The sequence below is a fragment of the Brevundimonas sp. genome, from assembly GCF_046299595.1.
Classification (GTDB): Bacteria; Pseudomonadota; Alphaproteobacteria; order Caulobacterales; family Caulobacteraceae; genus Brevundimonas.
In genome coordinates this window covers 1,758,044-1,782,328 of the sequence record NZ_JBKBHQ010000001.1, presented here as the reverse complement: position 1 = coordinate 1,782,328, position 24,285 = coordinate 1,758,044, and the positions used below count along the sequence as shown (strand labels likewise).

The 24,285-nt window shown below is 68.3% G+C and carries 23 protein-coding genes; 9 read left to right on the top strand and 14 right to left on the bottom strand.

The features are described 5' to 3' along the window. Nucleotides 1-37 precede the first annotated feature (37 nt). From ACK4E3_RS08745 to rimP, 5 genes are all read right to left on the bottom strand, one after another. Nucleotides 38-580 carry a hypothetical protein gene (locus tag ACK4E3_RS08745; protein ID WP_409699295.1) on the bottom strand — a complete coding sequence of 181 codons (543 nt, stop codon included), beginning with the start codon at nucleotides 578-580 and terminating at the stop codon, nucleotides 38-40. Continuing rightward, nucleotides 580-3,522, bottom strand: a complete 2,943-nt coding sequence (infB, locus tag ACK4E3_RS08740; RefSeq protein WP_409699292.1) for a translation initiation factor IF-2 — start codon at nucleotides 3,520-3,522, stop codon at nucleotides 580-582. Before infB ends, ACK4E3_RS08745 begins: the two co-directional genes overlap by 1 nt. An 81-nt stretch (nucleotides 3,523-3,603) precedes the next feature. Then, nucleotides 3,604-4,365, bottom strand: coding sequence for an RNA-binding protein (locus ACK4E3_RS08735; RefSeq protein ID WP_409699289.1), 762 nt, complete (start codon nucleotides 4,363-4,365; stop codon nucleotides 3,604-3,606). Nucleotides 4,366-4,383: 18 nt separating this feature from the next. After that, nucleotides 4,384-6,105 carry a transcription termination factor NusA gene (gene nusA, locus ACK4E3_RS08730; protein WP_409699286.1) on the bottom strand — a complete coding sequence of 574 codons (1,722 nt, stop codon included), beginning with the start codon at nucleotides 6,103-6,105 and terminating at the stop codon, nucleotides 4,384-4,386. Beyond that, a complete protein-coding gene (gene rimP, locus ACK4E3_RS08725) occupies nucleotides 6,102-6,647 on the bottom strand; it encodes a ribosome maturation factor RimP (protein ID WP_409699283.1) in 546 nt (181 codons plus the stop codon). Before rimP ends, nusA begins: the two co-directional genes overlap by 4 nt. Nucleotides 6,648-6,930: 283 nt before the next feature. Here rimP and ACK4E3_RS08720 point away from each other — a divergent pair, with 283 nt between their 5' ends. After that, nucleotides 6,931-7,440 carry a hypothetical protein gene (locus ACK4E3_RS08720; protein WP_409699280.1) on the top strand — a complete coding sequence of 170 codons (510 nt, stop codon included), beginning with the start codon at nucleotides 6,931-6,933 and terminating at the stop codon, nucleotides 7,438-7,440. Nucleotides 7,441-7,495: 55 nt separating this feature from the next. Here the strand turns inward: ACK4E3_RS08720 and ACK4E3_RS08715 are convergent, their stop codons facing one another. Both ACK4E3_RS08715 and ACK4E3_RS08710 read right to left on the bottom strand, forming a co-directional pair. Beyond that, nucleotides 7,496-8,860, bottom strand: a complete 1,365-nt coding sequence (locus tag ACK4E3_RS08715; RefSeq protein ID WP_409699277.1) for a spinster family MFS transporter — start codon at nucleotides 8,858-8,860, stop codon at nucleotides 7,496-7,498. 132 nt (nucleotides 8,861-8,992) lie between these two features. After that, on the bottom strand, nucleotides 8,993-11,200 hold the full coding sequence (locus ACK4E3_RS08710; protein ID WP_409699274.1) for a TonB-dependent receptor: 2,208 nt from the start codon (nucleotides 11,198-11,200) through the stop codon (nucleotides 8,993-8,995). Between the two features lie 241 nt (nucleotides 11,201-11,441). Between ACK4E3_RS08710 and ACK4E3_RS08705 the strand changes: the two genes are divergently transcribed. After that, nucleotides 11,442-12,206, top strand: coding sequence for a TetR/AcrR family transcriptional regulator (locus tag ACK4E3_RS08705; RefSeq protein ID WP_409699271.1), 765 nt, complete (start codon nucleotides 11,442-11,444; stop codon nucleotides 12,204-12,206). Between the two features lie 3 nt (nucleotides 12,207-12,209). Continuing rightward, complete coding sequence (locus ACK4E3_RS08700; protein ID WP_409699268.1) at nucleotides 12,210-13,094, top strand: LytTR family transcriptional regulator DNA-binding domain-containing protein; 885 nt, start codon at nucleotides 12,210-12,212, stop codon at nucleotides 13,092-13,094. Here ACK4E3_RS08700 and ACK4E3_RS08695 read toward each other — a convergent pair. From ACK4E3_RS08695 to ACK4E3_RS08685, 3 genes are all read right to left on the bottom strand, one after another. Continuing rightward, a complete protein-coding gene (locus tag ACK4E3_RS08695; protein WP_409699265.1) occupies nucleotides 13,091-14,551 on the bottom strand; it encodes a carotenoid oxygenase family protein in 1,461 nt (486 codons plus the stop codon). The two genes, ACK4E3_RS08700 and ACK4E3_RS08695, sit on opposite strands and share 4 nt — an antisense overlap. Before the next feature lie 26 nt (nucleotides 14,552-14,577). Further along, complete coding sequence (locus tag ACK4E3_RS08690) at nucleotides 14,578-15,069, bottom strand: DUF2141 domain-containing protein (RefSeq protein WP_409699262.1); 492 nt, start codon at nucleotides 15,067-15,069, stop codon at nucleotides 14,578-14,580. Nucleotides 15,070-15,267: 198 nt separating this feature from the next. Then, on the bottom strand, nucleotides 15,268-15,690 hold the full coding sequence (locus ACK4E3_RS08685; protein WP_409699259.1) for a metallopeptidase family protein: 423 nt from the start codon (nucleotides 15,688-15,690) through the stop codon (nucleotides 15,268-15,270). A 115-nt stretch (nucleotides 15,691-15,805) separates the two neighbouring features. Between ACK4E3_RS08685 and ACK4E3_RS08680 the strand changes: the two genes are divergently transcribed. The 3 genes from ACK4E3_RS08680 (at nucleotide 15,806) to ACK4E3_RS08670 (ending at nucleotide 19,488) form a co-directional block, all read left to right on the top strand. Then, nucleotides 15,806-16,114, top strand: a complete 309-nt coding sequence (locus tag ACK4E3_RS08680; protein ID WP_409699256.1) for a YdeI/OmpD-associated family protein — start codon at nucleotides 15,806-15,808, stop codon at nucleotides 16,112-16,114. Between the two features lie 162 nt (nucleotides 16,115-16,276). After that, entirely contained in the window at nucleotides 16,277-18,622 is a 2,346-nt protein-coding gene (locus tag ACK4E3_RS08675) for an ATP-binding protein (protein WP_409699253.1), read from the top strand. Nucleotides 18,623-18,651: 29 nt separating this feature from the next. Further along, complete coding sequence (locus tag ACK4E3_RS08670) at nucleotides 18,652-19,488, top strand: HAD family hydrolase (RefSeq protein WP_409699250.1); 837 nt, start codon at nucleotides 18,652-18,654, stop codon at nucleotides 19,486-19,488. 15 nt (nucleotides 19,489-19,503) lie between these two features. Here the strand turns inward: ACK4E3_RS08670 and ACK4E3_RS08665 are convergent, their stop codons facing one another. Beyond that, nucleotides 19,504-20,409 (bottom strand): MBL fold metallo-hydrolase, encoded by a 906-nt coding sequence (locus ACK4E3_RS08665; RefSeq protein WP_409699247.1) that lies wholly within the window; start codon nucleotides 20,407-20,409, stop codon nucleotides 19,504-19,506. A gap of 71 nt (nucleotides 20,410-20,480) precedes the next feature. Between ACK4E3_RS08665 and ACK4E3_RS08660 the strand changes: the two genes are divergently transcribed. From ACK4E3_RS08660 to ACK4E3_RS08650, 3 genes are read left to right on the top strand one after another with little or no spacing between them, the layout of a single operon-like run. Then, the gene (locus ACK4E3_RS08660; RefSeq protein WP_409699244.1) at nucleotides 20,481-20,831 is read left to right on the top strand and encodes an ArsR/SmtB family transcription factor; all 351 of its coding nucleotides are present in this window, start codon (nucleotides 20,481-20,483) and stop codon (nucleotides 20,829-20,831) included. Continuing rightward, the gene (locus tag ACK4E3_RS08655) at nucleotides 20,828-21,352 is read left to right on the top strand and encodes a rhodanese family protein (RefSeq protein WP_409699241.1); all 525 of its coding nucleotides are present in this window, start codon (nucleotides 20,828-20,830) and stop codon (nucleotides 21,350-21,352) included. The genes ACK4E3_RS08660 and ACK4E3_RS08655 overlap by 4 nt, the downstream gene beginning before the upstream one ends. A gap of 28 nt (nucleotides 21,353-21,380) precedes the next feature. Continuing rightward, complete coding sequence (locus tag ACK4E3_RS08650) at nucleotides 21,381-22,163, top strand: sulfite exporter TauE/SafE family protein (RefSeq protein ID WP_409699238.1); 783 nt, start codon at nucleotides 21,381-21,383, stop codon at nucleotides 22,161-22,163. On the opposite strand, the gene ACK4E3_RS08645 is transcribed toward ACK4E3_RS08650, so the two are convergent. The 3 genes from ACK4E3_RS08645 to ACK4E3_RS08635 all read right to left on the bottom strand — a co-directional run bounded on the left by ACK4E3_RS08645 (nucleotide 22,160) and on the right by ACK4E3_RS08635 (nucleotide 24,278). Then, nucleotides 22,160-22,999 (bottom strand): kinase, encoded by an 840-nt coding sequence (locus tag ACK4E3_RS08645; protein WP_409699236.1) that lies wholly within the window; start codon nucleotides 22,997-22,999, stop codon nucleotides 22,160-22,162. The genes ACK4E3_RS08650 and ACK4E3_RS08645 overlap by 4 nt on opposite strands. Then, nucleotides 22,996-23,316 carry a 2Fe-2S iron-sulfur cluster-binding protein gene (locus tag ACK4E3_RS08640; RefSeq protein ID WP_409699233.1) on the bottom strand — a complete coding sequence of 107 codons (321 nt, stop codon included), beginning with the start codon at nucleotides 23,314-23,316 and terminating at the stop codon, nucleotides 22,996-22,998. The genes ACK4E3_RS08645 and ACK4E3_RS08640 overlap by 4 nt, the downstream gene beginning before the upstream one ends. A gap of 164 nt (nucleotides 23,317-23,480) precedes the next feature. Continuing rightward, nucleotides 23,481-24,278 carry a succinate dehydrogenase iron-sulfur subunit gene (locus tag ACK4E3_RS08635; protein WP_409699230.1) on the bottom strand — a complete coding sequence of 266 codons (798 nt, stop codon included), beginning with the start codon at nucleotides 24,276-24,278 and terminating at the stop codon, nucleotides 23,481-23,483. Nucleotides 24,279-24,285 lie beyond the last annotated feature (7 nt).

Here is a 24,285-nt window from a genome sequence, read left to right as displayed (position 1 = left end):
CTGGCGGCACGGCGATCCGCACGGCGCGCACGGGCGCTCAGCGCGAGGGCGGGTTGCCCAGGGGCTCGGCAGCGGGCGGGGGCAGGTCGCTGGGCACAGACCACTCGCCGCGATAGGTGTAGCTCATGGTGCGGCACAGGCGCATCTCGCCCGCCTCGGTGCGCCCGACGGCGTGCAGGCGGATGTCGCTGCGCGCACGCACCCGTCCGATCACCAGCCAGGTCTCGAGCGTGCCGGGGCACAGCGCCCGGCCGAGCGCGCGGCCATCGCCCGCCTCGGCGATGCGATAGACATTGGTTTCACCCGCTCCGGCAGGCAGTGCCCGCAGGGGCGCGGTGGTGGACACGCGCTCCAGTTCCGCCGAGCCCCGCGCCTCGGTCGAATAGAAGCGCTGCACCTGTGACGCACCGAACAGGCCGCGGCGCACCTCCAGCGTGATGCCGCGCGTCATGCGCTGCGCCTCGTCATTGGCCGGGTCGTAGGAATAGAAGCGCGTCGCCTGCTGGGCGAGCGCCGGGGTCGCCACCATCAGGGCCGCAACCGCCACCATGGCCCCCCGGCCGATATTCCTGCGCATCATCACAGCGTCCGCTTGATCTCCTCGACCGAGAAGCACTCGATCAGGTCGCCCTTCTTGATGTCCTGGAAGCCCTGGAAGGTCATGCCGCACTCCTGACCGGAGGGCACTTCGTTGACCTCGTCCTTGAAGCGCTTGAGCGTCTGAAGCACGCCCAGTTCCAGCACCACCACGTCGTCGCGCACGATCCGCACGCGCGCGCCCTTGCGCACCACGCCCTCCGAGACGCGACAGCCCGCGACCTTGCCGACCTTGGAGATGTCGAAAACCTCCAGCACCTCGGCATTGCCGAGGAAGGTCTCGCGCTGGACCGGTGCCAGCAGGCCCGAGAGCACGCCTTTGATGTCGTCGATCAGGTCGTAGATGATCGCATAGTAGCGGATCTCGACGCCCTCGCGCTCGGCCAGGTCGCGCGCCTGCCTGGAGGCACGCACGTTGAAGCCCAGGATCGGCGAGCCCGCAGACTTGGCCAGCTGCACATCGCTTTCGGTGATGCCGCCGACGCCCGAGTGGATGATGCGCGCACGCACCTCGTCGGTGCCCATCTTGTCGAGGGCGCCCACGATGGCCTCGGCCGAACCCTGCACATCGGCCTTGATGACCACCGGCAGCTCCGAGACCTTCTTGTCCTGAAGCTTGGACATCATGTCCGACAGCGACACGGCCATGGCCGGGGCGGCCAGCTTCTCGCGGCGCTTGCGCTCGCGGTATTCGGTCAGCTCGCGGGCGCGGGCCTCGTTCTCGACGACGGCGAAGGGCTCGCCCGGATCGGGCGCGCCGTCGAGGCCGAGAATCTCCACCGGCACGGTCGGCCCAGCCTCGGTGAGCTGCTCGCCGCGCTCGTTCAGCAGGGCGCGCACCCGGCCCCAGCGAGAGCCCGCCACCACGATGTCGCCGCGCTTGAGCGTGCCGCGGTTGACCAGAACGGTGGCGACCGGGCCGCGTCCCTTGTCCAGCTTGGCCTCGATCACCACGCCGTCGGCGTTGCGCTCGGGGTTGGCGCGCAGGTCCATCATCTCGGCTTGCAGCAGCACGCCCTCGATCAGGTTGTCGAGGCCCTCGCGCTTGAGCGCCGAGACCGGCACCGCCTGGGTGTCACCGCCCAGGCTCTCGACCACGATCTCGTGTTGAAGCAGGTCGTTGATGACGCGCGTGGGATCGGCCTCGGGCTTGTCCATCTTGTTGATGGCCACGATGATCGGTGCCCCGGCGGCCTTGGCGTGATTGATGGCCTCGATGGTCTGGGGCATGACGCCGTCGTCGGCCGCCACCACCAGGATAACGATGTCGGTGACATTGGCACCGCGCGCACGCATGGCCGAGAAGGCCGCGTGGCCGGGCGTGTCGAGGAAGGTCACGCGCTGACCGCTCTCGAGGCGCACCTGATAGGCCCCGATGTGCTGGGTGATGCCTCCGGCCTCGCCCGCAGCCACGTCCGTCGAGCGCAGCGCATCGAGCAGCGAGGTCTTGCCGTGGTCGACGTGGCCCATGACCGTCACCACGGGCGGGCGCGGCAGGGTGTCGGCGGGATCGTCGTCGTCACTGATGAAGCCCGTCTCGACGTCCGACTCGGACACGCGGCGCACGGTGTGACCGAACTCGGTGGCAACCAGCTCTGCGGTGTCGGAATCGATGATGTCGTTGATCTTCATCATCATGCCCTGACGCATCAAGAACTTGATGACGTCGACGCCGCGCACGGCCATGCGCGCGGCCAGCTCCTGCACGGTGATGACGTCAGGGATCACCACGTCGCGCGCCACGCGCGGGGTATCGGCGGCACCGCCCTTGCGCTTTTCCTTCTCACGTTCGCGCGCACGGCGCACCGAGGCGAGCGAGCGCATCCGCTCGGCGGTGTCACCGTCACCGGCCAGAGCCTGGATGGTCAGGCGTCCTTCGCGGCGGCGCGGCTCTCCGCGAGAGCGCGAGACGGCCTTGCCCGGTCCGGCATCGGAGAAACGCTTGTCGCCCCGGTCGTCGTCACGGCGCGGATCCTTGGCGGTGACACCGGCGCGGGCCGGACGGGCCACCTCGGGCGTCGCGGGCGGCGCGGCGGCGGCCTCACGCGGGCCACGCGGCGCACCGGGGCGCGCAGGCGCCGGGCGCGGGTTCAGCGCCGAATAGCGCACCGTGCCCGCAGGCTTGGCCGCTCCGCCCGCACCACCGGAAGCGGGCGAACGCTCGCCCGAGCCGCTGCGCGCCATGGCCGCCTCGCGGGCGCTGCGGCCGCCAAAGGCGGGACGCTCTGGACGCTCGGTATCGCGGCGCGGCGCACGCTGGCCAAAGTTGACCGCAGGTGCGCGGGAAGCAGGCTTGGGCTCTGGCCTCGCCTCCGGTCTTGCCTCCGGCGCAGGCTCGGCAGCTGGCGCTGCGGCGGTCGGCGAGGCAGCCTCCGGCGCAGGCTTTTGCGGAGCCTCGGACGTGGCAGTGCCCTGCGCCTTCGCGCTTTCAGCCGCGGCCTGGGCGGCCTGCTGCTCGGCCTTGCGCTGGGCCTCGGCAGCGCGGCGCGCTTCCTCGTTGCGGCGGGCTTCCTCGTCGCGGCGCTGTTTCTCGGCCTGGGCCAGAGCGATCGCGCGGCGACGCGCCTCCATTTCCTCGGCGGACAGGCCACCGGCACCGCTGTCATCGACAGGGGCGGGCGCGGGCTGGCGCGGTTCGGACTGGGCAGGACGGGCCTTGGCGACATCGAAGCCCTGCTGGCGCTGGACCGGCGAGGCACCACCGGCGCGGCGCTTGGTCTCGACCACCACCGTCTTGGTGCGACCATGGCTGAAGCTCTGACGGACGGTGCCCGTGGAAATCGAACCGGCCTGGCGCGGTTTCAGGCTCAGCGGCGCGCGCGGGCCCGATGCCCCCGAGCCGCCGGTCGCGGCACCAGATGCGCCCTCGCCCGTGCCCTGGGGGCCTTCGCCAGTCTTGGTCTTGTCGTCGTTCGCGTCGCTCATCCGGTCGCTTTACCTGCGGCAGACGCATCTGCCGCCTTTCGTTATAAAACACAAAAACAGGCCAAAGACCCCGAAACCCTTTCAGGTCCCGGCGCCCCGCCCGTCGAAGGCTGTCTCCTGCCTGCGCCCCGCCGATGACCCGCTTACCGGCCAGTCCACGGGGTGTAGGTTGCGAAATCCCGACAGGCGCCCGACCTCATCGGTGAAGCGCCGCGCACGGTGTCCCGCAAGCAGGACGGTGTGTATCGCATTTTCGAGGCCCAAGGCCAAACTCAAATCTTCGCCGCTGAAAGCCCCGCATACCGGCGGCGGCTTTTCGAGGCCGTTCGCCGCCCTCAGCAGCTTGTCACGGCCGTCGGCCGATCCGTCAGAGGCCTCGACGATATAGGCCGCCCGGCCCGCGCGGATCGCCGCCAGGCACTTCTCGAAGCCCGATATAAGCACGCCCTCGCGCCGCGCCAGCCCCAGCTGGTCGAGCACGCGCCGCGCCAGCAGCCGCTCCACCAGATCGGGCAGGTCGGCAGCGGGCTTGAGCGGCAGGCGTGCGGCGCGGGCAAAGAGGTTGCGGCGGACCGCCTGTTCGAGCGCGTCGCGCTGCACCGCGACCCACAGGCCGCGTCCGGGCAGACGCGCGGCCAGGTCCGGCACCACCGCACCATCAGGTCCGGCCACGAAGCGGATCAGGCGCGCCTCGTCCATGACCTCGCCCGAGACAAGGTCGCGACGCTCGCGCGAGGACGCCCTGGAGGGCGCAGAGGCGTTCGGGGCAGGCGCGCGCGGATCGTCCCCCGCCGCGTGGCGGGGGCCATCCTTCTCAGCCGGTGTGGGTCCGTGCTGCCTCACGCGTGCCGACCCCGCTCATCACGCGTCGCGGGACTGTTCGAGGGCCTCGCCGAAGGCCGCCGCTTCATCGCCCTCGAGCGCGCCCGGCTCGAAGCCCTCGTCACCGGCCTCGAACCCGGCGTCGGCCTCGGCTTCCAGAGCGGAAGCGGGCAGTTCGGACGCATCGATCCAGCCCGCTGCCACACGGGCCTGAAGGATCAGCAGCTCGGCGTCGGCCTGGCTGAGCGCGAAGCTCTCCAGCACGCCGGGCACGCGCACGCGCTCGCCGCCGCGCTGCTCGAAGCCGCCGCGGATCTCGTCGGTGGCCAGGTCAGCGAGGTCTTCGATGGTCTTGATGCCCCCCTCGCCAAGGGCCACGGCCATGGCCAGGCTGACGCCCGGCACCTCGAGCACGCCGTCCTCGACGCCAAGGCTGCGGCGCTTCTCGTCAAGCTCGCCGGCCTGACGGTCCAGGAACTCGCGCGCACGGGCCTGAAGCTCGGCGGCGGTCTCGTCGTCAAAGCCCTCGATGGAGCCGATCTCGTGCTCCTCGACAAAGGCCACGTCCTCGACCGTGGCAAAGCCCTCGGTCACCAGAAGCTGGGCGATCACCTCGTCGACATCGAGCGCTTCCTGGAACAGGGCGGTGCGCTCGGCGAACTCGCGCTGGCGGCGCTCGGAGTCCTGGCTCTCGGTGATGATGTCGATCTGCCAGCCGGTCAGCTGGCTGGCCAGGCGCACGTTCTGGCCACGGCGGCCGATGGCGAGGCTGAGCTGTTCGTCGGGCACCACGACCTCGACGCGGCCTTCCTCCTCGTCGAGCACGACCTTGGAGACCTCGGCGGGTGCCAGGGCGTTCACGATGAAGGTGGGCTCGTCCGGGCTCCACTGGATGATGTCGATCTTCTCGCCCTGCAACTCGGCCACCACGGCCTGCACGCGCGAGCCGCGCATGCCCACGCACGCGCCCACGGGATCGATGGAGGAATCGTTGGACAGCACCGCCATCTTGGCGCGCGAGCCCGCATCGCGGGCGGCGGCGCGGATCTCGATCACGCCGTCATAGACCTCGGGCACCTCCTGGGCGAACAGCTTGGCCATGAAGCCCGGATGGGCACGGCTGAGCAGCACCTGCGGGCCCTTGGATTCGGGGCGAACGTCAAAGATGTAGGCGCGCAGGCGGTCGCCGATGTTGAAGGCCTCGCGCGGGATGGACTGGTCGCGGCGCATGATGCCCTCGCCCCGGCCCAGATCGATGATGGTGTTGCCGTATTCCACGCGCTTGACCGTACCGTTGACGATCTCGCCCACGCGGTCCTTGAACTCCTCGTACTGGCGCGCACGCTCGGCCTCGCGGACCTTCTGCATGACCACCTGGCGGGCCATCTGGGTCTGGACGCGGCCAAAGTCGAAGGGCGGCAGATCCTCGACATACTCCTTGCCGACCTCGGCTTCGGGGTCCGTGCGCAGGGCGTCCCTGAGGCGCACCAGGGCCGCATCGTTGAAGCTCTCCAGCTCGTCCTCGGGCTGCCAGTCGTCGGCGACCACGGTGACGTGGCGCGTCAGGGACAGCTCGCCGGTCTTGTGGTCGATGCGCGCACGGATGTCGTGATCGACGCCGTAGCGGGACTTGGCGCCCTTCTGGATCGCCTCCTCGATGGCCTCGATGACGATCTCACGATCGATGGCCTTCTCGCGGGCGACCGCGTCGGCGATCTGGAGAAGCTCAAGACGGTTGGCGCTGATGCCTGTAACGCTCATTCGGCGTTGTCCTCTGGTTTGGCAGTTGTCGCATGAGCCCGGGCCTCGCGGCCGCGCTCGAACAGGGCGTCGGTCATCACCAGCTTGGCGTCGGTGAGCCACGCAAACGGAATGAGGGCGGTGTCCTCCTCGCCCTCCAGATCGACACAGACGTGATCGCCCTCGATCCCGGCCAGGGTGCCGCGGAACCGGCGGCGGCCCTCGATCAGGCGGTCGCTCTCAAGGCGCGCCTCCAGGCCCTCGAAAGCCTCGAAGTCGGACAGGCGCGTCAGGGGCCGATCGATGCCGGGCGAGGAGACCTCGAGCAGATATTCGCCCGAGATGGGATCGGCCGCGTCGAACACCTCGGAAATGGCGCGCGACAGCCGCGCACAGGCCTCGACATCGATGTCGTGCTCGCCCTTGCGCTCGGCCATGACCTGCAGGCGCCGACGCGCATCGCCGCCCATCAGCCGCACGCGCACGACCGCAAGACCCAGGGCATCGGCCACGGGGTCGATCAGCTCAAGCAGGCGGCGGTCTTCGGCAGTCTTGGCGCGCAAGGATCAGGCTCAGGCAACGGGACCGGACGGGTCCGGCGGTGGAACACGGGCAGGGGCAAAAACGGGCAGGGGCAAAAACGGCAGAAACAAAAAAGCGGCGGGCCTGTCGACCGCCGCTCCGCTCTGGAAGCGTCGTCCGACGCCCCGTCGATAACGATGTGGAGCGGCTTCTAGCGCATCCTGATGCGACTGTCACCCCGCTTGTGGCGGGCGAGAAATGGCAGCTCTGCTGTGGCACCTGTGCCATTGTCGCCGGAGCAGATTGGCTATATCGCGGCTTCTGATGCGCATCTTCTGGATCAAGACCGACGGGCCGGGGCGCCTTGGCATCACGCCACGGCCCGATGGCGGCGATGACCTCGAGACCGAGATCATCGACTGGCGCGACGACGGCGTGGACGTGGTCGTCAGCATGCTCGAGACCGCCGAGGCCGAGGCCCTGGGACTGGCGCGCGAGGCCGAGCTGTGCGCCAGGCACGGGATCATCTTCGCCAATGTGCCCGTGCGCGATCACGACATTCCCGTCGATCTGCCCCATTACCGCGAGGTCGCCCAGGCGCTGGCGTCGCGCATGGCCGCAGGCGAGAAGATCGTCATTCACTGCCGCGCGGCGCTGGGGCGCGCGCCGTCCCTGGCCGCCTGCGTGCTGATCGAGCGCGGCATGAGCGCGGGCCGCGCCCTCGAGATCGTGGGCAAGGCGCGCAAGCATCGCGTGCCCGAAACCGACGCCCAGACCGCATTCGTCTGGGCCTATGGCTCGGGCCAGCTTTTCGACGCCGCGCTGAGCGCCTGAGCGACGCCCCTCAAGCAAGCACCATCAGGGCCAGACCCTCAAGGGAGGGGCCGGCTCAGTCCTGCTGCTCCCAGTCCCGCGCAAGCGTGCGCGCGGCCAGCAGGAACAGTATGCCCGCCACCACATAGAGCGAGGCACCCACCATGATCGAATAGCGCAGCGCCTCCTCGCCGAAGGTGGGCGTCAGCAGGGTCGAGATCTCGCCCAGCACATAGATGCCCCCGCCGATGCCCAGCAGGTTGTTGATCAGCAGGAAGATGGCCGAGGCCATGGCGCGCATGTCGGGCGGCGCCAGATGCTGGAAGGCCGAGAGCGTCGGCCCCAGCCAGCTCAGGCCAAGGGCGGTCGGGATCAGGAACAGCAGCACCGCCAGCATGGGCGAGGGCGCCAGCACGCCCGCCACATACATGGGAAAGGCGAACAGGAAGGCGATGGCGGGCACGATGGCATAGGCGCTCTTGCGGGCCTTGCCCAGCCAGTCGGCCAGCACGCCGCCGAGCAGGATGCCGAGGCACCCGCCGATGAACAGCACCGCACCGAACAGCCAGCCGGTGTCGATGATGCCGAGCCCGAAGCTGCGGGCAAAGAAGCTGGGCAGCCAGAAGAACACGCCATAGCCCATCATCGACGAGCACGACGCCCCAAAGGTCAGCAGCCAGAAGGACGGCTTCTTCGACAGGAGCTTCAGCACCGTACCGATGCCCGGCTTGGCAGCAGCCTGTTCGATGGCACCCGCAGCCAGCCCCTCGCCCTGCTGGGGCGGATGCTTGATCTCGGGCGCTGCGGCCGCCTTGCGGTCCAGCCCGCCGCGCCACGGCTCCTTGACGGTAAGCCAGAAGACCGGCGCCACCAGAACGCCTGCCAGACCAACGATGATGAAGGCCGAGCGCCAGTCGAGACTGTCACCCAGCGCGCCGCCCGCAATCTGGGCACCGGCCACCACGCCGAAGGCCGAGCCGATGGGAATGCCCAGCGAGTAGATCGCGAGGGCCCGCGCCCGCGAGCGCGGCGGGAAATAGTCGGCGATCAGCGAATAGGAAGGGGCGACCCCGCCCGCCTCGCCCACGCCCACGCCCACGCGGGCCAGGAACAGCTGCCAGAAGTTCTGGGCCAGGCCGCACACGGCGGTGAACGCGCTCCAGAACGTCAGGGATATGGCGATGATGCGCACGCGGTTCGTGCGGTCGGCCAGCCAGGCGATGGGCACGCCCAGCGTCGAATAGAGAAAGGCAAAGGCAATGCCACCCAGCAGGCCCAGCTGGCGGTCCGACAGGCCCAGCTCCTCGCGTATCGGAATGGCGAGAATGGAGATGATCTGGCGATCAAGGAAATTGAACGCATAGACCACGAACAGCATCAGCAGCACCCAGTAGCGATAGTTCGGGCGCGTTGCCGGATTGACGGCCTGAGTGATGCTCATGGTGATGACCCCTCGCGGATGATGCCCCTGCACGCTAGCGGCAGAAGGGCGCTGTGGGAAAGCGTTTTCGCACAAACAAATACGGCGGCGCCCAGGAGGTAAGGCGCCGCCGCAAGTTCACGCTTCAGGAGCTTAGAACCGGACCCTCAGGGCCACGGTGTAGGTGCGCGGCGGGCCGTAGAAGGCGCTGACCGAATCGCCGAACGCTGCGCCGGGGAAGTTGTAGCCGCCGATGCGATAGGCCTCGTCCGTCAGGTTCCGGCCATAGAAGGCGATCTGGTAGCGCTCGGACGGCGCAGTCCACACCGCCGACAGATCGACCAGCGTATAGGCATCCTGATCGAGGATCGGATTCGGGAACTCGAACTGCGAATAGGCACCGCGGTACGAGATGGACGGGGTGATCGCCAGCAGGCCGTTGGCCACCAGACCCGTCCAGGTCAGACCCAGATAGCCGCTCCACTCCGGCGCGTTCTGGAACACCACCAGATCCGAGATGTCCTCGAAGGTGCCGGTGCCCAGGTTGAAGCGGATGAACTCGTCGAACTCGGCGCGCAGCCAGCCCACCGAGAAGTTGGCGGTGAGACTGCTGCTGATGAACAGCGAGCCTTCGAACTCGGCCCCGTAGATGGTCGAGTTGCCGACGTTGTCGACGAAGCTGGCGATGGTCGCGCCCGAGGGCACCTGGGTGGTGACCTGCTGGTCGGTATAGTCCGAATAGAAGAAGGCCGAGGCGAAGGTCAGGCGGCGATCGAACGCCGTGCCCTTCAGGCCGATTTCGTAGGTGTCCACGGTCTCGGGATCATAGCCGTTGACGGTCTGGGGCGTGGCGGTGGCATCGCCGCGCATGTCGAAGCCGCCCGACTTGAAGCCCTGGCTGTAGGAAATGTAGCCGGTCAGCTGATCGGTCAGGTCATAGGACAGCGAGACGCGCGGGGTGAACTGCTCGAACTCGCGCTGGTTGGTGTAGTTGGTGTTGGTCAGCAGCGGGGTCGCGGGCGCGCCACCGGTCAGCGGGCTGCGCGCGGTGCCCAGATAGGTGGCGCGGAACACGGTGCCGGTCTTGTTGTCGTTGGTGTAGCGCGCACCGAGCGAGGCCCGCAGGCGATCGGTGATGTTCCAGCTGACATCGGTATAGAACGAATAGCTGCGGGTCTGCACATCGCCGCCGGTGCCGATGTTCAGGCCAAGGTTGCCGATGATGGTGTCGAAGGCGCCCTCGGCACTGCCGTCCAGATAGAAGAAGCCCGCCACGCCCGAGATCACGCCCGTGTCGAACAGGGCCTGGAACTCCTGGGTGAACTGGGTGTCGGCATAGTAGGCGGGGATGTCGAGCACGGGCGAGGGCGTGCCGTCGAAGTCGATCACGGTGTCCGTGCGACCCTCGCGCCAGGCGGTGATCGAGCGGAAGGTCAGGGTGTCGTCCACGACCCACTGGCCGGTGAAGGACAGGCCTTCGGTGCGCACCGAGTTGGCGTCGCCTGCGCCCGCGCGTGTGTCATAGCGGCCCGGCAGCACGTCCGCACCGGCAAAGCCGCCGTTCAGCTCGCGGTGGCCGTGACGGGCGTTGGACTCATCGTCCACCCGGTCGTAGGCGAGGCGGAAGAACAGGTTGGCGCTGGGCTCGAACTCGACGCTGAAGCGCCCGGCGACCACGTCGCGGTTATAGTGCTCGGCACCGGTGGTGAGGTTCTCGCCGAAGCCGTCGCGGTTGTAGGTGGCAAAGCCCGCGCCCACGCGCAGGCCCTCGGCCAGCGGCAGCGAGCCGACCGCGATCAGGTCGCGCTGGTTGTAGGAGCCCACCTGACCGGTGAGGCTCAGCTCGGGCGTGTCGGACAGGCGGCGGGTCACATATTTGATCGCGCCGCCGATGGTGTTGCGGCCATACAGCGTGCCCTGCGGCCCGCGCAGCACCTCGATGCGCTCGATGTCGAAGATGTCGAGCACGGCCCCTTGCGGGCGCGCCACATAGACGTCGTCGATATAGAGGCCCACGCCCGGCTCGAAGCCCCACAGCGGGTCCTGCTGGCCCACGCCGCGAATGAAGCTGATCAGGGTCGAGTTGGAGCCGCGCGCGACCTGGACGGTGGCGTTGGGGGTCTGCTGCTGCAGGGCGGTGATGTCGGCGGCACCGGTCTGTTCCAGACGCTCGGCACCGAGCGCCGAGACGGCCACGGGCACTTCGCGCAGCGTCTCCTCGCGGCGGCGGGCGGTGATGACGATCTCGTCGACCGTGGTGGCCTGCGGACCGGACTGCGGCGCGTCCTGCGCCGCGGCGCCAAACGACATTGCGCCCCAGGCCACAGTGGCCATGAGGGCAGGCTTGATGATGCGGTTCATGATGTTCTCCCGACCTGACTGCGTTTCCCGCGCCGAATTGTTTATTCAGCGATCAATGATTTTGCCGGAAGGTGAACGCCTTTCACCCAGCTGTCAAACAAAAGGCAGGGACGTGTCGGACCTCTGGCGAAAGTTCGGCATAACACTGTTGCGCGTTTGCATCTGTCACCGCCGCTGTTTCAGCTCCACGATCACGGCGGGGTCATATCGACGTGACGGAAAAATGCTCTAGGCTCGCGCCATGAGCGCCCCCACCGCCAGCAAGACCCCTCTGCCCGCACAGGGCACCCCTGCCCCGGCTCCCGCCCGCAAGGCTGCGGCCCGGCGCGGGCGTCCGCCCAAGGACCACAAGGGCGTCGAGACGCGCGAGGCCATTCTGGATGCAGCCGAAGACCTGTTCTCGAAGCACGGGTTCTACGGCGTCACCATCCGCGAGGTCGCCCGCGAGGCCGGGGTCGATACGGCCCTGGTCCACTATTATTTCGGCGCCAAGCGCGACCTGTTCGACGCCGTGTTCCTGCGCCGCGCCGAAATCTGGAACAACGAGCGCGTCGAGGCGGTCAACCGCTATGCGCGCGATCACAAGGGCTCCATGACGCTGGAGGGCCTGCTCGACGCCTTCCTGCGCCCGCCCTTCCAGTGGTCGCTCAAGGGCGGGCCGGGCTGGAAGCACTATGCCGCCCTGGTCGCCCAGACCAATGCCAATCCCACCTTCGGCGGCGAGATCATGGCCCGCTATTTCGACCCGGCCATCCACCGTCTGATCGAACTGATCCGCGAGATCCTGCCCGAGGCGCGGGACGAGGATCTCTACTGGGGCTGGCACAATCTGTCGGGCGCCCTGACGCTGACCCTGGGCGAGACCGGGCGCATCGACCGGTTGTCTGCGGGGCTGTGCCGCTCGGGCGATCTGGACGCGGCGTGCGACTACATGGTCCGCTTCGCCGCCGCAGGCTTTCGCGCCGCGTGCCGGCGCGACGGCGAGACCGACCCCGCGGAAACCTGACCCGTGAGCACAGGCGACATGGAGCCGCAAACTGTAGGGACGCGCTGGTCCCTGCCCGCCTTTCTTCGCCCCGAGCTGCTGCGCGGGCTGGCCTGGGCCCTGGCGGTCGGGTTCTTCCTGGCCATATCCGGTGCGTTCAATACGGCGAACACCAGCCTCGGGCAGCGCATCGTCTACTGGACGCTGATGATGATCCTCGGCGGGCTGTGGGGCCATGCATCCAGCGCCGCCATCTGCCGCGTGATCGACCTGCGCCGCCATCCGCTCACGGGGGCGATCGTGCAGGTGCTGGTGATCTCCGGCCCGCTGTCGGTGATCATCTGGTTTGCCTCGGGGCTGTTCTTCCGGGGGCGTCCCTATCCGCTGGAGTATCTGGGCGGCTTCATCGTGCCGGTGCTGGCCATCACCGCCCTGCTGACGGGCATCAACCTGCTGCGCGAGATGAGACAGCCCGCCGCCCGGCCCGAGCCCGCCCAACCCGACTCCAGTCTGCCCGAGCCCACCTTGCCCGAGCCCACCTTGCCCGAGCCCACCTTGCCCGAGCTTGGCCAACCCTCCCCGCCCGCCGACGGCCCCGCCGCGCTGATGGACCGCCTGCCCCATCGCCTGCGTGCGGCGCGGCTTCTGGCGATCGAGGCCGAGGACCATTACCTGCGCCTGCACACCGACCAGGGCTCGGACCTCGTTCTGATGCGCCTGTCAGATGCGGTGCGTGCGCTGGCCACGGTGGACGGTGCCCAGACCCATCGCAGCTGGTGGGTCGCGCGCGACGCCATCGTCTCGGTCGAGCGGGACGATGGCCGCGCCACCCTGACCTTGATCAGCGGGCTGAAGGTGCCGGTCAGCCGCACCCATGCGAAGGCCCTGCGAGATCGCGGCTTTCTCTAGCTGGCGTACCAGTTGCCGTGGAAGGCAGCCGGCAGGGCGATGTCGGCGCGCCAGGACACCACCGGTCCGTCCTCCAGCCGCGCCATGTCCAGAACGTGCAGCTCGCTGACGCCCTCGTGAAGGTTGATCGACGGGCCGATCAGCCAGGCATCGTCCTCGCGCACCGCACCGGGCTTTCGCACCACTACCATCTCGTCGACCACGTGAGCCTCGCCAAGGTCGAAGCGCCGCGAGATGCCGCTGTGCCAGTCCATGACGCCCACGCCCGAGGCCAGGGGCCGGTCCGACCGCTCGCCCGTGACATGGACGCTGAAGCGGCGCGAGAGGCCCGCCACATCGGCACCGGCGCGCGGAAACTCGGCGGTGATACCGGTGCGCTCCAGTCTGCCCGGCCCCTCAGGCGGGAGGGTGGCAAGAGCAAGGGTGGCGGGCTGGCCGCCCACCTCGATGCCGTTGAGAATCTCGCGCCCGCCGCTCTGCGCAAAGGCCATGTCGGCATAGGCACAGACATCGAAACGGATGGTGCCGCCCTGATCTTCCCACGCATCGCCCAGATGAAAGAAGCCGAAGCCCGGCAGCTCGGCGATGCGGCGGCGGCTGAGATCGTCCTTGTCCACGATCAGCACCAGGGTGCTCTCACCCTCCAGCCAGCGATAGCCGTCGGCCACCGTGCGCGCGCCCGGTGCCGCGACCCAGGGCTGGAGAACGATCACCAGATGGCGGGCCGTGGCGGTGAAGTCATGGACATAGGCCCCGCGCGGCAGTGCAATCACCTCGGCGGCCAGCAGGCTGCCATCGGGGGCCAGCTTCCAGACCATGGCCTGATGGATCGCCATGCCGAGATTCCAGATCGTGCCGTCGGGTTCCACGCGCGGATGGGCGAGGAACGGCATATGGCGCAAGTCATCGCGAAGGGTGACAAAGCCCTCGGTGGCCAGACTGTCGGCATCCATGGCCATGGGCGAGCCCGCCTCCCACAGCGCCCAGACCTGATCGCCCACGCGGATGACCGAGGTGTTGGCGGCATTGGCATCGTCGGGGTTCATGATCTCGGCACGCGGATCGGCAGGGGTGCCAAAGCCCGGCATGACCATGGCATCGAGCCGCGTCTCCTGTCGGCGCTTGGGCGTGTCGGCAAAGCGCGCCGACAGGCGGGCCTGCCCATCACCGATGTGCCAGCGGCGCACCATGCCATCGCCGTCGAACCAGTGCGCCGCGCGTCCGCCGGGGCGGCGGAACTTGGCCGGGCCATTGCGATAGAGCGTGCCCGACAGCCCGTCCGGTACGCGGCCGTGGATGAGCGTAAGGGAGCGCTCGCTCACGTCGCTCTCGACATCCATGGTGGCCAGCGCCCACTGGCTTGCATGATCGAGGGCGGCTCTGGCCCACAGGGTCTCGGGTGTCATCAGGCTGATGGCTCCGGCTGAAAGCAGCATCTGGCGGCGGTTGACGGTCATGGCGCGGTCCTTCCCCTCGTGGCCGTTCAGCGCAGGTCGATGCTCTGGGCGGCGTCGCCTTCGAGCGCGAAGCTGGCGCGGTCCCAGCGGGCCGGGCCCATGTTGCCGCGCGCATTGTTCGAGAAGGCGAAGGGTTCGGCGGGAATGCCGAAGGGGTTGCGGTCGAGCTGGCCGTTGGCATTCACATCGTGAAAGGCCTTCATGCCGTAACGCCCCGCAGGCAGGTGATCGAAGGTCACGCTGGTCTGGCCGCGGCTGACATCGACCATCGCATGGCGCGAGGCCTGATCGGCGTTGTAGGCGGCCTCGCTGTCGAAAAGGGCCACCATGATCTGACCGGTGCGCGCGGAGGTCTCGAAGGTGAAGGTCAGGCTGTGGCCGTCGGCCGAGGCGGCAGCGCTCTCGACCTGCGTACCGCAGCGCGCCTCGTGGGCGATGCTGGCGGGGCTGGCGCAAAGCACGGCGGCAAGGGCACCGGACACGACAAGGGCGTTACGCAGGATCAGGTTCTTTCGCATGGGGCTCTCCATCTGCTGAAGGGCGTCAGGACCGGGATGTCCGTCCGCCGTCGAGAGCCAGAATGAACACGCCGCGCGCCGTCGCCAGCGGCTTTGCGTGAGCTGACGGGCCCGCTTCGTGAGGCGGGCGGCATCGACCGCTCACGAAGCGTGAACGGCGGGCCTTTCGCCAGCGGCGGGCGGCACGCGCGGGCGTGACTAGCGGGCGTCGGCCTCGATGGCCTCGATGTCGTCGTCGGAAAGGCCGAAGTGATGGCCGATCTCGTGGATCAGCACATGGGCGATCAGGTCCGCCAGGGTGACGTCGCCGCGCTCGGCCCATTCATCGAGGATAGGCCTGCGATAGAGGAACACCTGGGACGCCATGGGCATGGGATCGATCACCGAGCGGTTGCGCAGATCGACCCCCGAATAGAGCCCGGTCAGCTCGAAGGGGTTTTCCATGCCCAGTTCCTCGAGCACATCGTCCTCGGCAAAATCGAGCACGCGGATCTCCACGTCGCCGCTGAGGCTGCGAAAGGCGTGGGGCAGCGACTGCCAGGCCTGGGCCGCGATCTCGGCGAACAGGTCCAGCGAAGGCGCGGTGGCATCGGCAAAGGGCGCGCGGTGCGAGGATGTCATGGCCTTCATATCAGCGGGCTGCGTCCCCGCCGCAAGGCCGGGTATGGACCTTCGCGCGCAGCTAATCCATGATCGGACCCATCAAGGTCACACCCTCTCAGGCGATACTCCAGAGATGAGCGACAGCTTTGCGCACGGCACCGTCCACCGGGCGGGCGAGGATATGCAGGCCGCCCTGCGCGCCGACCCGAGGCTGCTGGCGCTCTGGCAGGGCCTGACGCCGCTGGGGCGCAACGAGTTCATCTGCTGGGTGGAGGACGCCAAGCAGCCCGCCACGCGCCAGCGCCGCATCGAGCGGACCTGCGAGGAACTGCGCGAGGGCAAGCGCCGCCCCTGCTGCTGGGCAGGCTGCATCCACCGCACCGACAAGGCACCGGGGCGATGGCAACAGGCGGTGCTGATCGAGAAGCAGGGGCGGCGATAGCGCTAAGGCCGCTGGCCTGAATGTGCGGGCCTCTGTGCAGTAGCCTCTGTGCAGGAGCATCCGTGCAGAGGCATCCGTGCAGGGGCGTGAGCGGATGCACAGGTGCACGATTCTGACTTTGCGCTATGCTGACCCGATTCGGGACGATCCGGGCGAGCGGGCATGGCGGAAGCCGAAATCGCCTTCGTGGCAGCGGCCGGAGCCGCAGGGCTGGCCTTGTCGGTCAGTGCATGGGCGTGGCGGTTTCGCGCGCGGATGCTGGCCCGTGCCCACGAGGCGGAAATGCGCGCCGAGCACATGGGCCAGGCGCTCGCCGACCACCGCGATGCGGCCCTCACCTTCGCCCAGGATGTCATCATCATCGAGGACGGGCGCTTTCGCCTGATCGGCGAGGGGCGGCTGGTGCAGGCGCTGGGCCTCGACCCGGACACCATGCGCGAGGGCGAAATCGAGACCCTGCACGAGATGATCGCGCGCGTCATCGATGCCGGGGCGCTGGAGGCCCTGATCGCCCAGGGCCGCGGCTTTGCCCTGACGCTCGATGCTCCCGGCGAGGGTGCGGAGGCCGTGCGTATCGAAGGGCGCGCCAGCGGGGCGCTGAGCCTGATCCGTCTTTATCCTGCCCCTGCCCTCGAGGCGGGCGGGGCGGGCCTGAGCCCCGATGCGGTCGCCACGCCTGTGTGGTGCCTCGATGCCGGCGGCCGGCTCGTCTATGCCAATGCCTCATGGCTGCAGCTCGTGGGCGCGCAGAGCGTGGCTGATGCCAATGCCCGCGCCCTCAACTTTGATCGCAGCGCGGCGGGCATGGCGCGCGAGGCTTCGCGCACGGGCCTGCGCCAGGAAAGTTTCCGCTGGACCAGCGCCGACGGGCGCCGCAGGGCATGGCGGCTGGTGGCCGAGCCGCTGGGCGACGGTCAGGTCATGATCACCGCCCTTGAGGCCACCGAGGCCGAGGAAACGCGCGACACCCTGCGCCAGCACGTGGCCGCCCACGACGAGACGCTCAACCACCTGGCCGATGCCGTGGCCATCTTCGGCCCGTCGCGCAAGCTCGCCTTCTACAACACCGCCTTCCAGAACCTGTTCGCCCTTGACGCCGCATGGCTGGACGAGCGCCCGACCCACGGCGAACTGCTCGATCGCCTGCGCCAGCGCCGCCTGCTGCCCGAAACCGCCAACTACAGCGCCTGGAAACAGAAGGAGCTGGACTTCTACGAAGCCACAGAGGCCTCGCCGGACGACAGCTGGGCCATGCCTGACGGTCGCACCTTGCGCGTGGTGCGCCAGCCCCACCCGCTGGGCGGGCTGCTGCTTCTGTTTTCGGACATCACCGGCGAGATCGAGCTTCGCACCCTCTACAACGCCCAGATCCAGCTTCAGACCGCCACGCTCGACAAGCTCTCCGACGCCGTGGCCGTGTTCGGCACCGACGGGCGCCTGCGCTTTCACAACGAGGCCTTCGAGGCCTTCTGGGGACTGCGTCCCGAGGCGGTCAACGAGAACCGAGACTTCGACTCGCTCGCCGAAGCCGCCCGCGCGCGCCTGCCCGATGCGGGCCTGTGGATGGAGCTGAAGGCACGCATCGCCGACCCCGATCCCGAAAGCCGCGTGCCCATCGCAGGGGAGTCGCGGCTCAGCGACGGGCGCGTGGCCGCCTGGCTGACCCGGCCCCTGCCGGACGGGGCCACCCTGGTCGCCTTCTCGGATGTCACCGCGCGGCGCGAGCTGGAACAGGCCTTGGCCCAGCGCGAGGCGGCGCTGGAGGAATCGCGGGCGCTCAAGCGCGAGTTCGTGGGCAATGTCTCCTATGAACTGCGCACTCCGCTCACCACCATACTGGGCTATGCCGAGCTGCTGGAGCTTAGCGGCGACCGGCTGGACGAGCGCTCGCGCCAGCACGCCGGGGCCATCCGCGTGGCCGCCACCCATCTGGCGCGCTCCATCGACGATGTGCTGGACATGGCCCAGATCGACGCCGACGAGATGGCGCTGTCACTCGGCGATGTGAACCTTGCCGCCCTGCTCGAGGACTGCGCCTATCGCGCCCGTCCGCGCATTGAGGGCCGGGGGGCCAGCCTGCGGCTCGAACTGGCCCCCTCCGCGCGGCTGATCCGCGGTGATGCCCGGCGCATCGCCCAGGCGGTGGATCACCTGATCGACAATGCCATCCGCGCCGTCGGCGAGGGCGGCGAGGTGGCCCTCGGCCTCGATTTCGGGCCGTCCGAGGCGCGCATCCATGTCTCTGACACGGGCCGGGGCATCGCCTATCACCTGCAGGCCAGCGTGTTCGACCGGTTCGTCAAGCGCGAGCGCGGCGGGCCGGGCCTGTCGCTCGCCCTGGTCAAGGCCCTGACCGAGCTGCATGGCGGCTGGGCCTCGGTGGAGAGCGAGCCGGGCAAGGGCGCGACCTTCACCCTGCACCTGCCCGATGCCGCCCACATCGATGCCGCCGCGCCCGAGCTTGCGCTGGAGGGCCCGGACCTTCTATCGGAGAGGCGCTCGGTCTGAACCGGGCATCAGCCCCTCAAGGAGCGTCCATGCGCCCCCTCAAGACCGCACTGATCTACGACTTCGACGGCACGCTCGCGCGCGGCAACATGCAGGAAGTCAGCTTCATCCCCTCGGTGGGCATGGGCACCCCCGACTTCTGGGCCGAGGCAGCACGGGCCACCGAGGCGGCCGATGGCGACGGCATACTGATGTACATGCAGATGATGCTGAAGCTGGCGCGCGACAACGGCGTGCCCGTGACCCGTCAGGCGCTTCAGGCTCACGGCCGCGAGGTGGCCCTGTTCGAGGGGCTGAAGGACATGTCGTGGTTCGAGCGCATGAATGCGTTCGGCAGGCGCTTCGGCCTCGAGATCGAGCATTACATCATCTCGGCGGGGCTGGAGGAGATGATCGAGGGCTGTCCCATCCGCCCCGCCTTCCGGCACGTCTTCGCCTCCAAATTCGCCTATGACGAAAAGGACGAAGCGGTCTGGCCCGCCGTGGGCATCAACTACACCACCAAGACCCAGTACCTGTTCCGCATCAACAAGGGCGTGCACAATCACTGGGAGCACGAGCGCATCAATCACTTCATACCCGACGAGGAGCGCCCGGTGCCGTTTTCGCGCATGATCTTCATCGGCGACGGCGACACGGATGTGCCCACCATGAAGATGATGCACACCAAGGGCGGCTTCTCCATCGCCGTCTATGACCCGCGCAGCAATCAGGGCGATCACAACAAGATTCACCGCCTGATCTCCGAGGACCGGGTGAACTTCGTCGCCGCCGCGGACTATCGCGAGGGCTCGGCGCTGGACCTGATCGTGCGCGGGCTGATCGGCCGCATCGCCATCAACGAGAACCGGATGCCCGCCGACTGAAACGGCGCCCTTTCGCTAGAGGGTGTTCAGCGGCATCTTGAGATAGCGTCGGCCATCGGCGTCTTCCGGCGGCAGGGCGCCGGCGCGGATATTGATCTGCAGCGAAGGCATTATCAGCTGGGGCGCCTTCAGTGTTGCATCGCGCGCCTCTCGCATCTGCACGAACGCCTCCTCGGTGACGCCGCCGCCGACATGGATGTTGCTGCGGCGCTGCTCGCCCACCGTGGTCTCGAAGCGATAGTCGCTGCGCCCCTCGGGCAGATAGTCGTGGCCGACGAACATCCGGGTGTTTTCGGGCAGGGCCAGCAGGCGCTGGATGGAGCGATAGAGCGTGCTGGCGCTGCCGCCGGGAAAATCGGCCCGTGCGGTGCCGTAATCGGGCATGAACAGCGTATCGCCCACGAACAGGGCATCGCCGATCAGATAGCTGACGCAAGCCGGGGTGTGGCCGGGAGTGTGCAGCACCTCCACGCTCAGGGTGCCCAGGGTGAAGCGCTCGCCGTCCTGATATAGACGATCGAACACCGCGCCGTCCTCGCCCACGTCATGGGCACCGAACAGCGGCGCAAAGGTCGACTGCACGCGGGTGATGTGCGCGCCGATGCCGACGGGCACCCCGGCCATGCGGCGCAGGTGCTCGGCCGCGCTCAGGTGGTCGGCATGGGCATGGGTTTCCAGAACCAGATCAAGCTCCAGACCGGCCTCCTTCATGGCGGTCAGCACCGCATCGATGGAGCGCGTCGAGGTGCGCGCACTGGCCGCCTCGAAGTCCAGCACCGGATCGATGATCGCCGCCTTCGCCGTGGCCGGGTCGCTGACCAGATAGGTGATGGTGTGGGTCGCCGGATCGAAGAAGCCGCGCACGTCGGGGCCATTGTCGGAGCGCGACAGATGAGTGCCTGCGGGGATTTTCTGGGACATGGGATCTCCTCTCTCGTTCTCGGTTATATATTAGCTATTGCTTATTTAGCAAGTCTGAATATATTGGCCTCATGATCGACCTCGACACCATCGGACTGCAACGTTTCCAGGCCAGCGCCGGTGAGGCCGCTGACCTGATGCGCGCGCTCTCCAACGAGAAACGGCTGATGATCCTGTGCCAGCTGGGCGAGCGCGAGCTGGCCGTCAGCCAGCTTCTGCCTCTGGTGGGCCTGTCGCAGTCGGCCCTGTCCCAGCATCTGGCGCGCCTGCGCGAAGAAGGTCTGGTGGGCACGCGGCGCGAGGGCACGGCCATCTTCTATCGCATCACCGACCCTGCGGTGCTCAAGGTCATCGCCGTACTGGCCGAGATCTTCTGCCCGCCCCCGCCAGGCACTCAATCTCAAGAAAGGACTGAAGCATGAGCACGCTCACCCCCGTCAAACCCGCCGAGGCCGCAGCCCGCCTCAAGGCCGGAACCGCCGTTCTGGTCGACATCCGCGAGCGTGACGAGCACGCCCGCGAACACATCGAAGGGGCGATCAGCCTGCCCCTGTCCGCCTTTGCTCCGCCGAGGGCGCGCCCGGGCCAGCAGGTGATCTACACCTGCCGCACCGGCAACCGCACCGAGATGAACTGCGTGAGGCTCGCCGAAAGCGTCGAGGGCGAGGCCTTCGTTGTCGAGGGGGGTCTGGAGGGCTGGAAGGCGGCGGGCCTGCCCACCCGCAAGGACCGCTCCCAGCCCATCGAGCTGATGCGCCAGGTGCAGATGACCGCAGGCGGCATGATCCTGATCGGTGCTGCGCTCGGCCTGTTCGTCCACCCCGGCTTCTGGGGCCTGTCGGCCTTCGTCGGTGCAGGGCTGTTCGTCGCGGGTGCCACCGGCTTCTGCGGCATGGCGCGCCTGCTGGCCGTCATGCCATGGAACCGCGCGGCCCGGGCCTGAAATCCTCCCTTCCTGACAGGCTGCCCGCATGGTCACCGACCTTGTTCCCCTTATGCTGGCCGTGCTTTCGGGCGGCATCGTCGCCTTTCTCCTGACCCTGTTCGGCGGCGGCGGCTCGGTGCTGGCGGTGCCCCTGCTGCTCTATGTGGTGGGCGTCAGCGAGCCGCACATGGCCATAGGCGTCTCGGCAGCGGGCGTGGCGCTCAATGCGCTCACAGCCCTGGCAGGTCATGCGCGGGCGGGCCGCGTGCGCTGGCCCTGTGCCAGCGTGTTCGCCGCCACAGGCGCGCTCGGGGCATGGGCGGGTTCGTCCCTGGCCAAGATGATCGACGGCCAGCAGCTTCTGCTCGCTTTTGCCGTGGCCATGGCGGCGGTGGGCCTGACCATGCTGCGCCCGCGCCCCGTCGTGATTAGGCCCGAGCCGGTCCTCAGCCTTGCCATGACGCCCCGCCTCTCTCTGACCGGCGCAGGCGTGGGCTCGGCGGCCGGCTTCTTCGGCATCGGCGGGGGCTTTCTGATCGTGCCCGGCCTCATGAGCGCCACGGGCATGAGCCTGTCCGCCGCCCAGGCCGCCTCACTGCTCAGCGTCGCCGCGTTCGGAGCCACCACGGCGGGCAACTATGCGCTGTCAGGCTGGGTTGATCCGCTGCTTGTCGGCGCCATGACCCTGGGCGGGGTGGCCGGAACCGTCGCAGGCCTGCCCTTGGCGCGCAGGCTGGGCCAGAATGTCGTGCTGGGGCGCAGGCTCTTTGCCGGGCTGATCCTGATCGTGGCGGTCTATGTCGCGGTGCGCGCCATCATGGCCCTTTAGACCCGAGGCGAGGACTTGCGCCAGACCGGCCCGCCCGCGCGGCGGTGCTCGTCGAGCTGGACCGTCACGTCGGCATCGACATGGCCGTCCAGCATCTGGCGCGTCACCCGCTCGAAATACTGGATGAAGCCCGCGAGCCTGTCGCGCTCGTGAGCGGGCAGGGCTTCGGGTGCCACGCCCAGCAGGTCCGCCTCCTGCTGACAGCGCCAGCGGTGAACCACCTCGAAGCCTGGCGCGCGCAGGAACAGCGTGCCGCCCAGCCGCTGCGCGAACCGCGCATAGGGCCCGTCCAGCTGCCCGTTGACGAGGCTGCGCCAGCGCCCGTCCCGATCAAACTGCTGCTCAAGGGCGTTGATGGGCATGGCCAGATCGTGCTCGGGCACAGCCAGCGCGGCCAGGCACCAGGCGTCGATGAGCACCGCGCGCGGGCGGCCCCGATACTCGCGCCAGCAGCTGAGCGGCCAGCGGTCGTCGCCGCGCTTGTCGAAGTCGGGGATCAGCGTCGTATCGTCAGGACCGGCGCGCGCCAGGCTGTCGATGAGCTGCTCCATCAGGCCCAGGTCATGGGTACCGGGTGGCCCGCGCATCAGCAGCAGCGGATGGGCCTCGCGCGCCATAGCTTCGCGCTCCAGGCGCGTGAGATAGACATCGTCGATAGAGACCTGCACCGCGCCGAAAGCCTCGGCCGCCGCGCGCGCCAGAGTGGTCTTTCCCGAGCCCTGCGCGCCAACGATGGCGATGACGGGCAAGATGCCGGGCGCTGCGGCTTCCGCTCGCTCGATCAGCTCGCCCACCAGGGCGATCAAGGCACCGGAAGGACCGCCCGCCGGGCTCAATGCTGGCTTTCGGGCAGGCGCACCACCAGGCCATCGAGCGCGTCGGAAACCCTGATCTGGCATGACAGGCGCGAGTTGGGCTGCACCCCTTCGGCGAAGTCGAGCATGGACTCTTCCATGGGCGAGGCGCTGCCGGTCTCGCCGATCCAGGCCTCGTCCACATAGACATGGCAGGTGGCGCAGGCGCACGCGCCGCCGCAGTCGGCATCGATGCCCGGCACATTGTTGCGGATCGCCCCTTCCATCACGGAAAGGCCGTTCCTGACCTCGACGACGTGCTCGCGTCCGTCGTGCTCGACATAGGTGATCTTGGCCATTGAGCCCTCAAATAGCGAAGCGATAGGGCGACTCAAGAACCATCAGCCCTCAGGTGGCGAAGCGGTAGGGCGACTCAAGAACCATCAGCCCTCAAATAGCGAAGCGATAGGGCGACTTGAGGATCAACAGCCCTCAAATAGCGAAGCGGTAGGGCAACTTGAAGTCAGGTGGCGCGATGCTTGCGGCTGGGTGAGACCATCATCTTCTTGGTCTCGGCGATGGCCTTGGCGGGGTTCAGGCCCTTGGGGCACACCTGGGCGCAGTTCATGATGGTGTGGCAGCGATAGAGCTTGAACGGGTCTTCCAGATCGTCGAGCCGCGCATCGGTGGCGTCGTCGCGGCTGTCGGCCAGCCAGCGATAGGCCTGAAGCAGGGCTGCCGGGCCCAGATATTCCTTCTGGTTCCACCAGTAGCTCGGACACGAGGTCGAGCAGCAGGCGCACAGGATGCATTCATAGAGGCCGTCCAGCTTCTCGCGGTCCTCGGGGCTCTGCAGCCGCTCGGTCTCGGGATCGGGCTCGTCGGACTGAAGATAGGGCTGGATCGAGTCGTACTGGGCGTAGAACAGCGTCAGGTCGGTGACGAGATCCTTGACCACCGGCTGATGCGGCAGGGGGGCGACGGAAATGGTGCTGCCCGAGCACTCGTCCCAGCCCTTGGTGCAGGCAAGCGTGTTGCGCCCGTCGATGTTCATCGAGCACGAGCCGCAGATGCCCTCGCGGCACGAGCGCCTGAAAGCGAGCGAGGGGTCGATCTCGTTCTTGATGTGGATCAGGGCGTCCAGCAGCATCGGGCCGTGGTCGTCGCTCGAGACCTCGTATTCGTCCCAGCGCGGGCTGTCGTCCACCTCGGGATCATAGCGATAGATCCGGTAGGTCTTGACGTTCTGGGCTCCGGCGGGGGCCTTGTGGACCTTGCCCTTGGCAGGCTTGGAGCCCTTGGGAAGCGTAAGCTGCACCATCAGCGAT

Coding starts and splice junctions, on each gene's coding strand:
- ACK4E3_RS08685 (WP_409699259.1), bottom strand. CDS start 15,690: ATGACATCCTCGCACCGCGCGCCCTTTGCCGATGCCACCGCGCCTTCG.
- ACK4E3_RS08720 (WP_409699280.1), top strand. CDS start 6,931: ATGCGCATCTTCTGGATCAAGACCGACGGGCCGGGGCGCCTTGGCATC.
- ACK4E3_RS08745 (WP_409699295.1), bottom strand. CDS start 580: ATGATGCGCAGGAATATCGGCCGGGGGGCCATGGTGGCGGTTGCGGCC.
- ACK4E3_RS08665 (WP_409699247.1), bottom strand. CDS start 20,409: ATGTCCCAGAAAATCCCCGCAGGCACTCATCTGTCGCGCTCCGACAAT.
- ACK4E3_RS08640 (WP_409699233.1), bottom strand. CDS start 23,316: ATGGCCAAGATCACCTATGTCGAGCACGACGGACGCGAGCACGTCGTC.
- ACK4E3_RS08690 (WP_409699262.1), bottom strand. CDS start 15,069: ATGCGAAAGAACCTGATCCTGCGTAACGCCCTTGTCGTGTCCGGTGCC.
- ACK4E3_RS08675 (WP_409699253.1), top strand. CDS start 16,277: ATGGCGGAAGCCGAAATCGCCTTCGTGGCAGCGGCCGGAGCCGCAGGG.
- ACK4E3_RS08650 (WP_409699238.1), top strand. CDS start 21,381: ATGGTCACCGACCTTGTTCCCCTTATGCTGGCCGTGCTTTCGGGCGGC.
- infB (WP_409699292.1), bottom strand. CDS start 3,522: ATGAGCGACGCGAACGACGACAAGACCAAGACTGGCGAAGGCCCCCAG.
- ACK4E3_RS08635 (WP_409699230.1), bottom strand. CDS start 24,278: ATGGTGCAGCTTACGCTTCCCAAGGGCTCCAAGCCTGCCAAGGGCAAG.
- ACK4E3_RS08710 (WP_409699274.1), bottom strand. CDS start 11,200: ATGAACCGCATCATCAAGCCTGCCCTCATGGCCACTGTGGCCTGGGGC.
- ACK4E3_RS08695 (WP_409699265.1), bottom strand. CDS start 14,551: ATGACCGTCAACCGCCGCCAGATGCTGCTTTCAGCCGGAGCCATCAGC.
- ACK4E3_RS08655 (WP_409699241.1), top strand. CDS start 20,828: ATGAGCACGCTCACCCCCGTCAAACCCGCCGAGGCCGCAGCCCGCCTC.
- ACK4E3_RS08680 (WP_409699256.1), top strand. CDS start 15,806: ATGAGCGACAGCTTTGCGCACGGCACCGTCCACCGGGCGGGCGAGGAT.
- ACK4E3_RS08670 (WP_409699250.1), top strand. CDS start 18,652: ATGCGCCCCCTCAAGACCGCACTGATCTACGACTTCGACGGCACGCTC.
- nusA (WP_409699286.1), bottom strand. CDS start 6,105: ATGAGCGTTACAGGCATCAGCGCCAACCGTCTTGAGCTTCTCCAGATC.
- ACK4E3_RS08705 (WP_409699271.1), top strand. CDS start 11,442: ATGAGCGCCCCCACCGCCAGCAAGACCCCTCTGCCCGCACAGGGCACC.
- ACK4E3_RS08660 (WP_409699244.1), top strand. CDS start 20,481: ATGATCGACCTCGACACCATCGGACTGCAACGTTTCCAGGCCAGCGCC.
- ACK4E3_RS08715 (WP_409699277.1), bottom strand. CDS start 8,860: ATGAGCATCACTCAGGCCGTCAATCCGGCAACGCGCCCGAACTATCGC.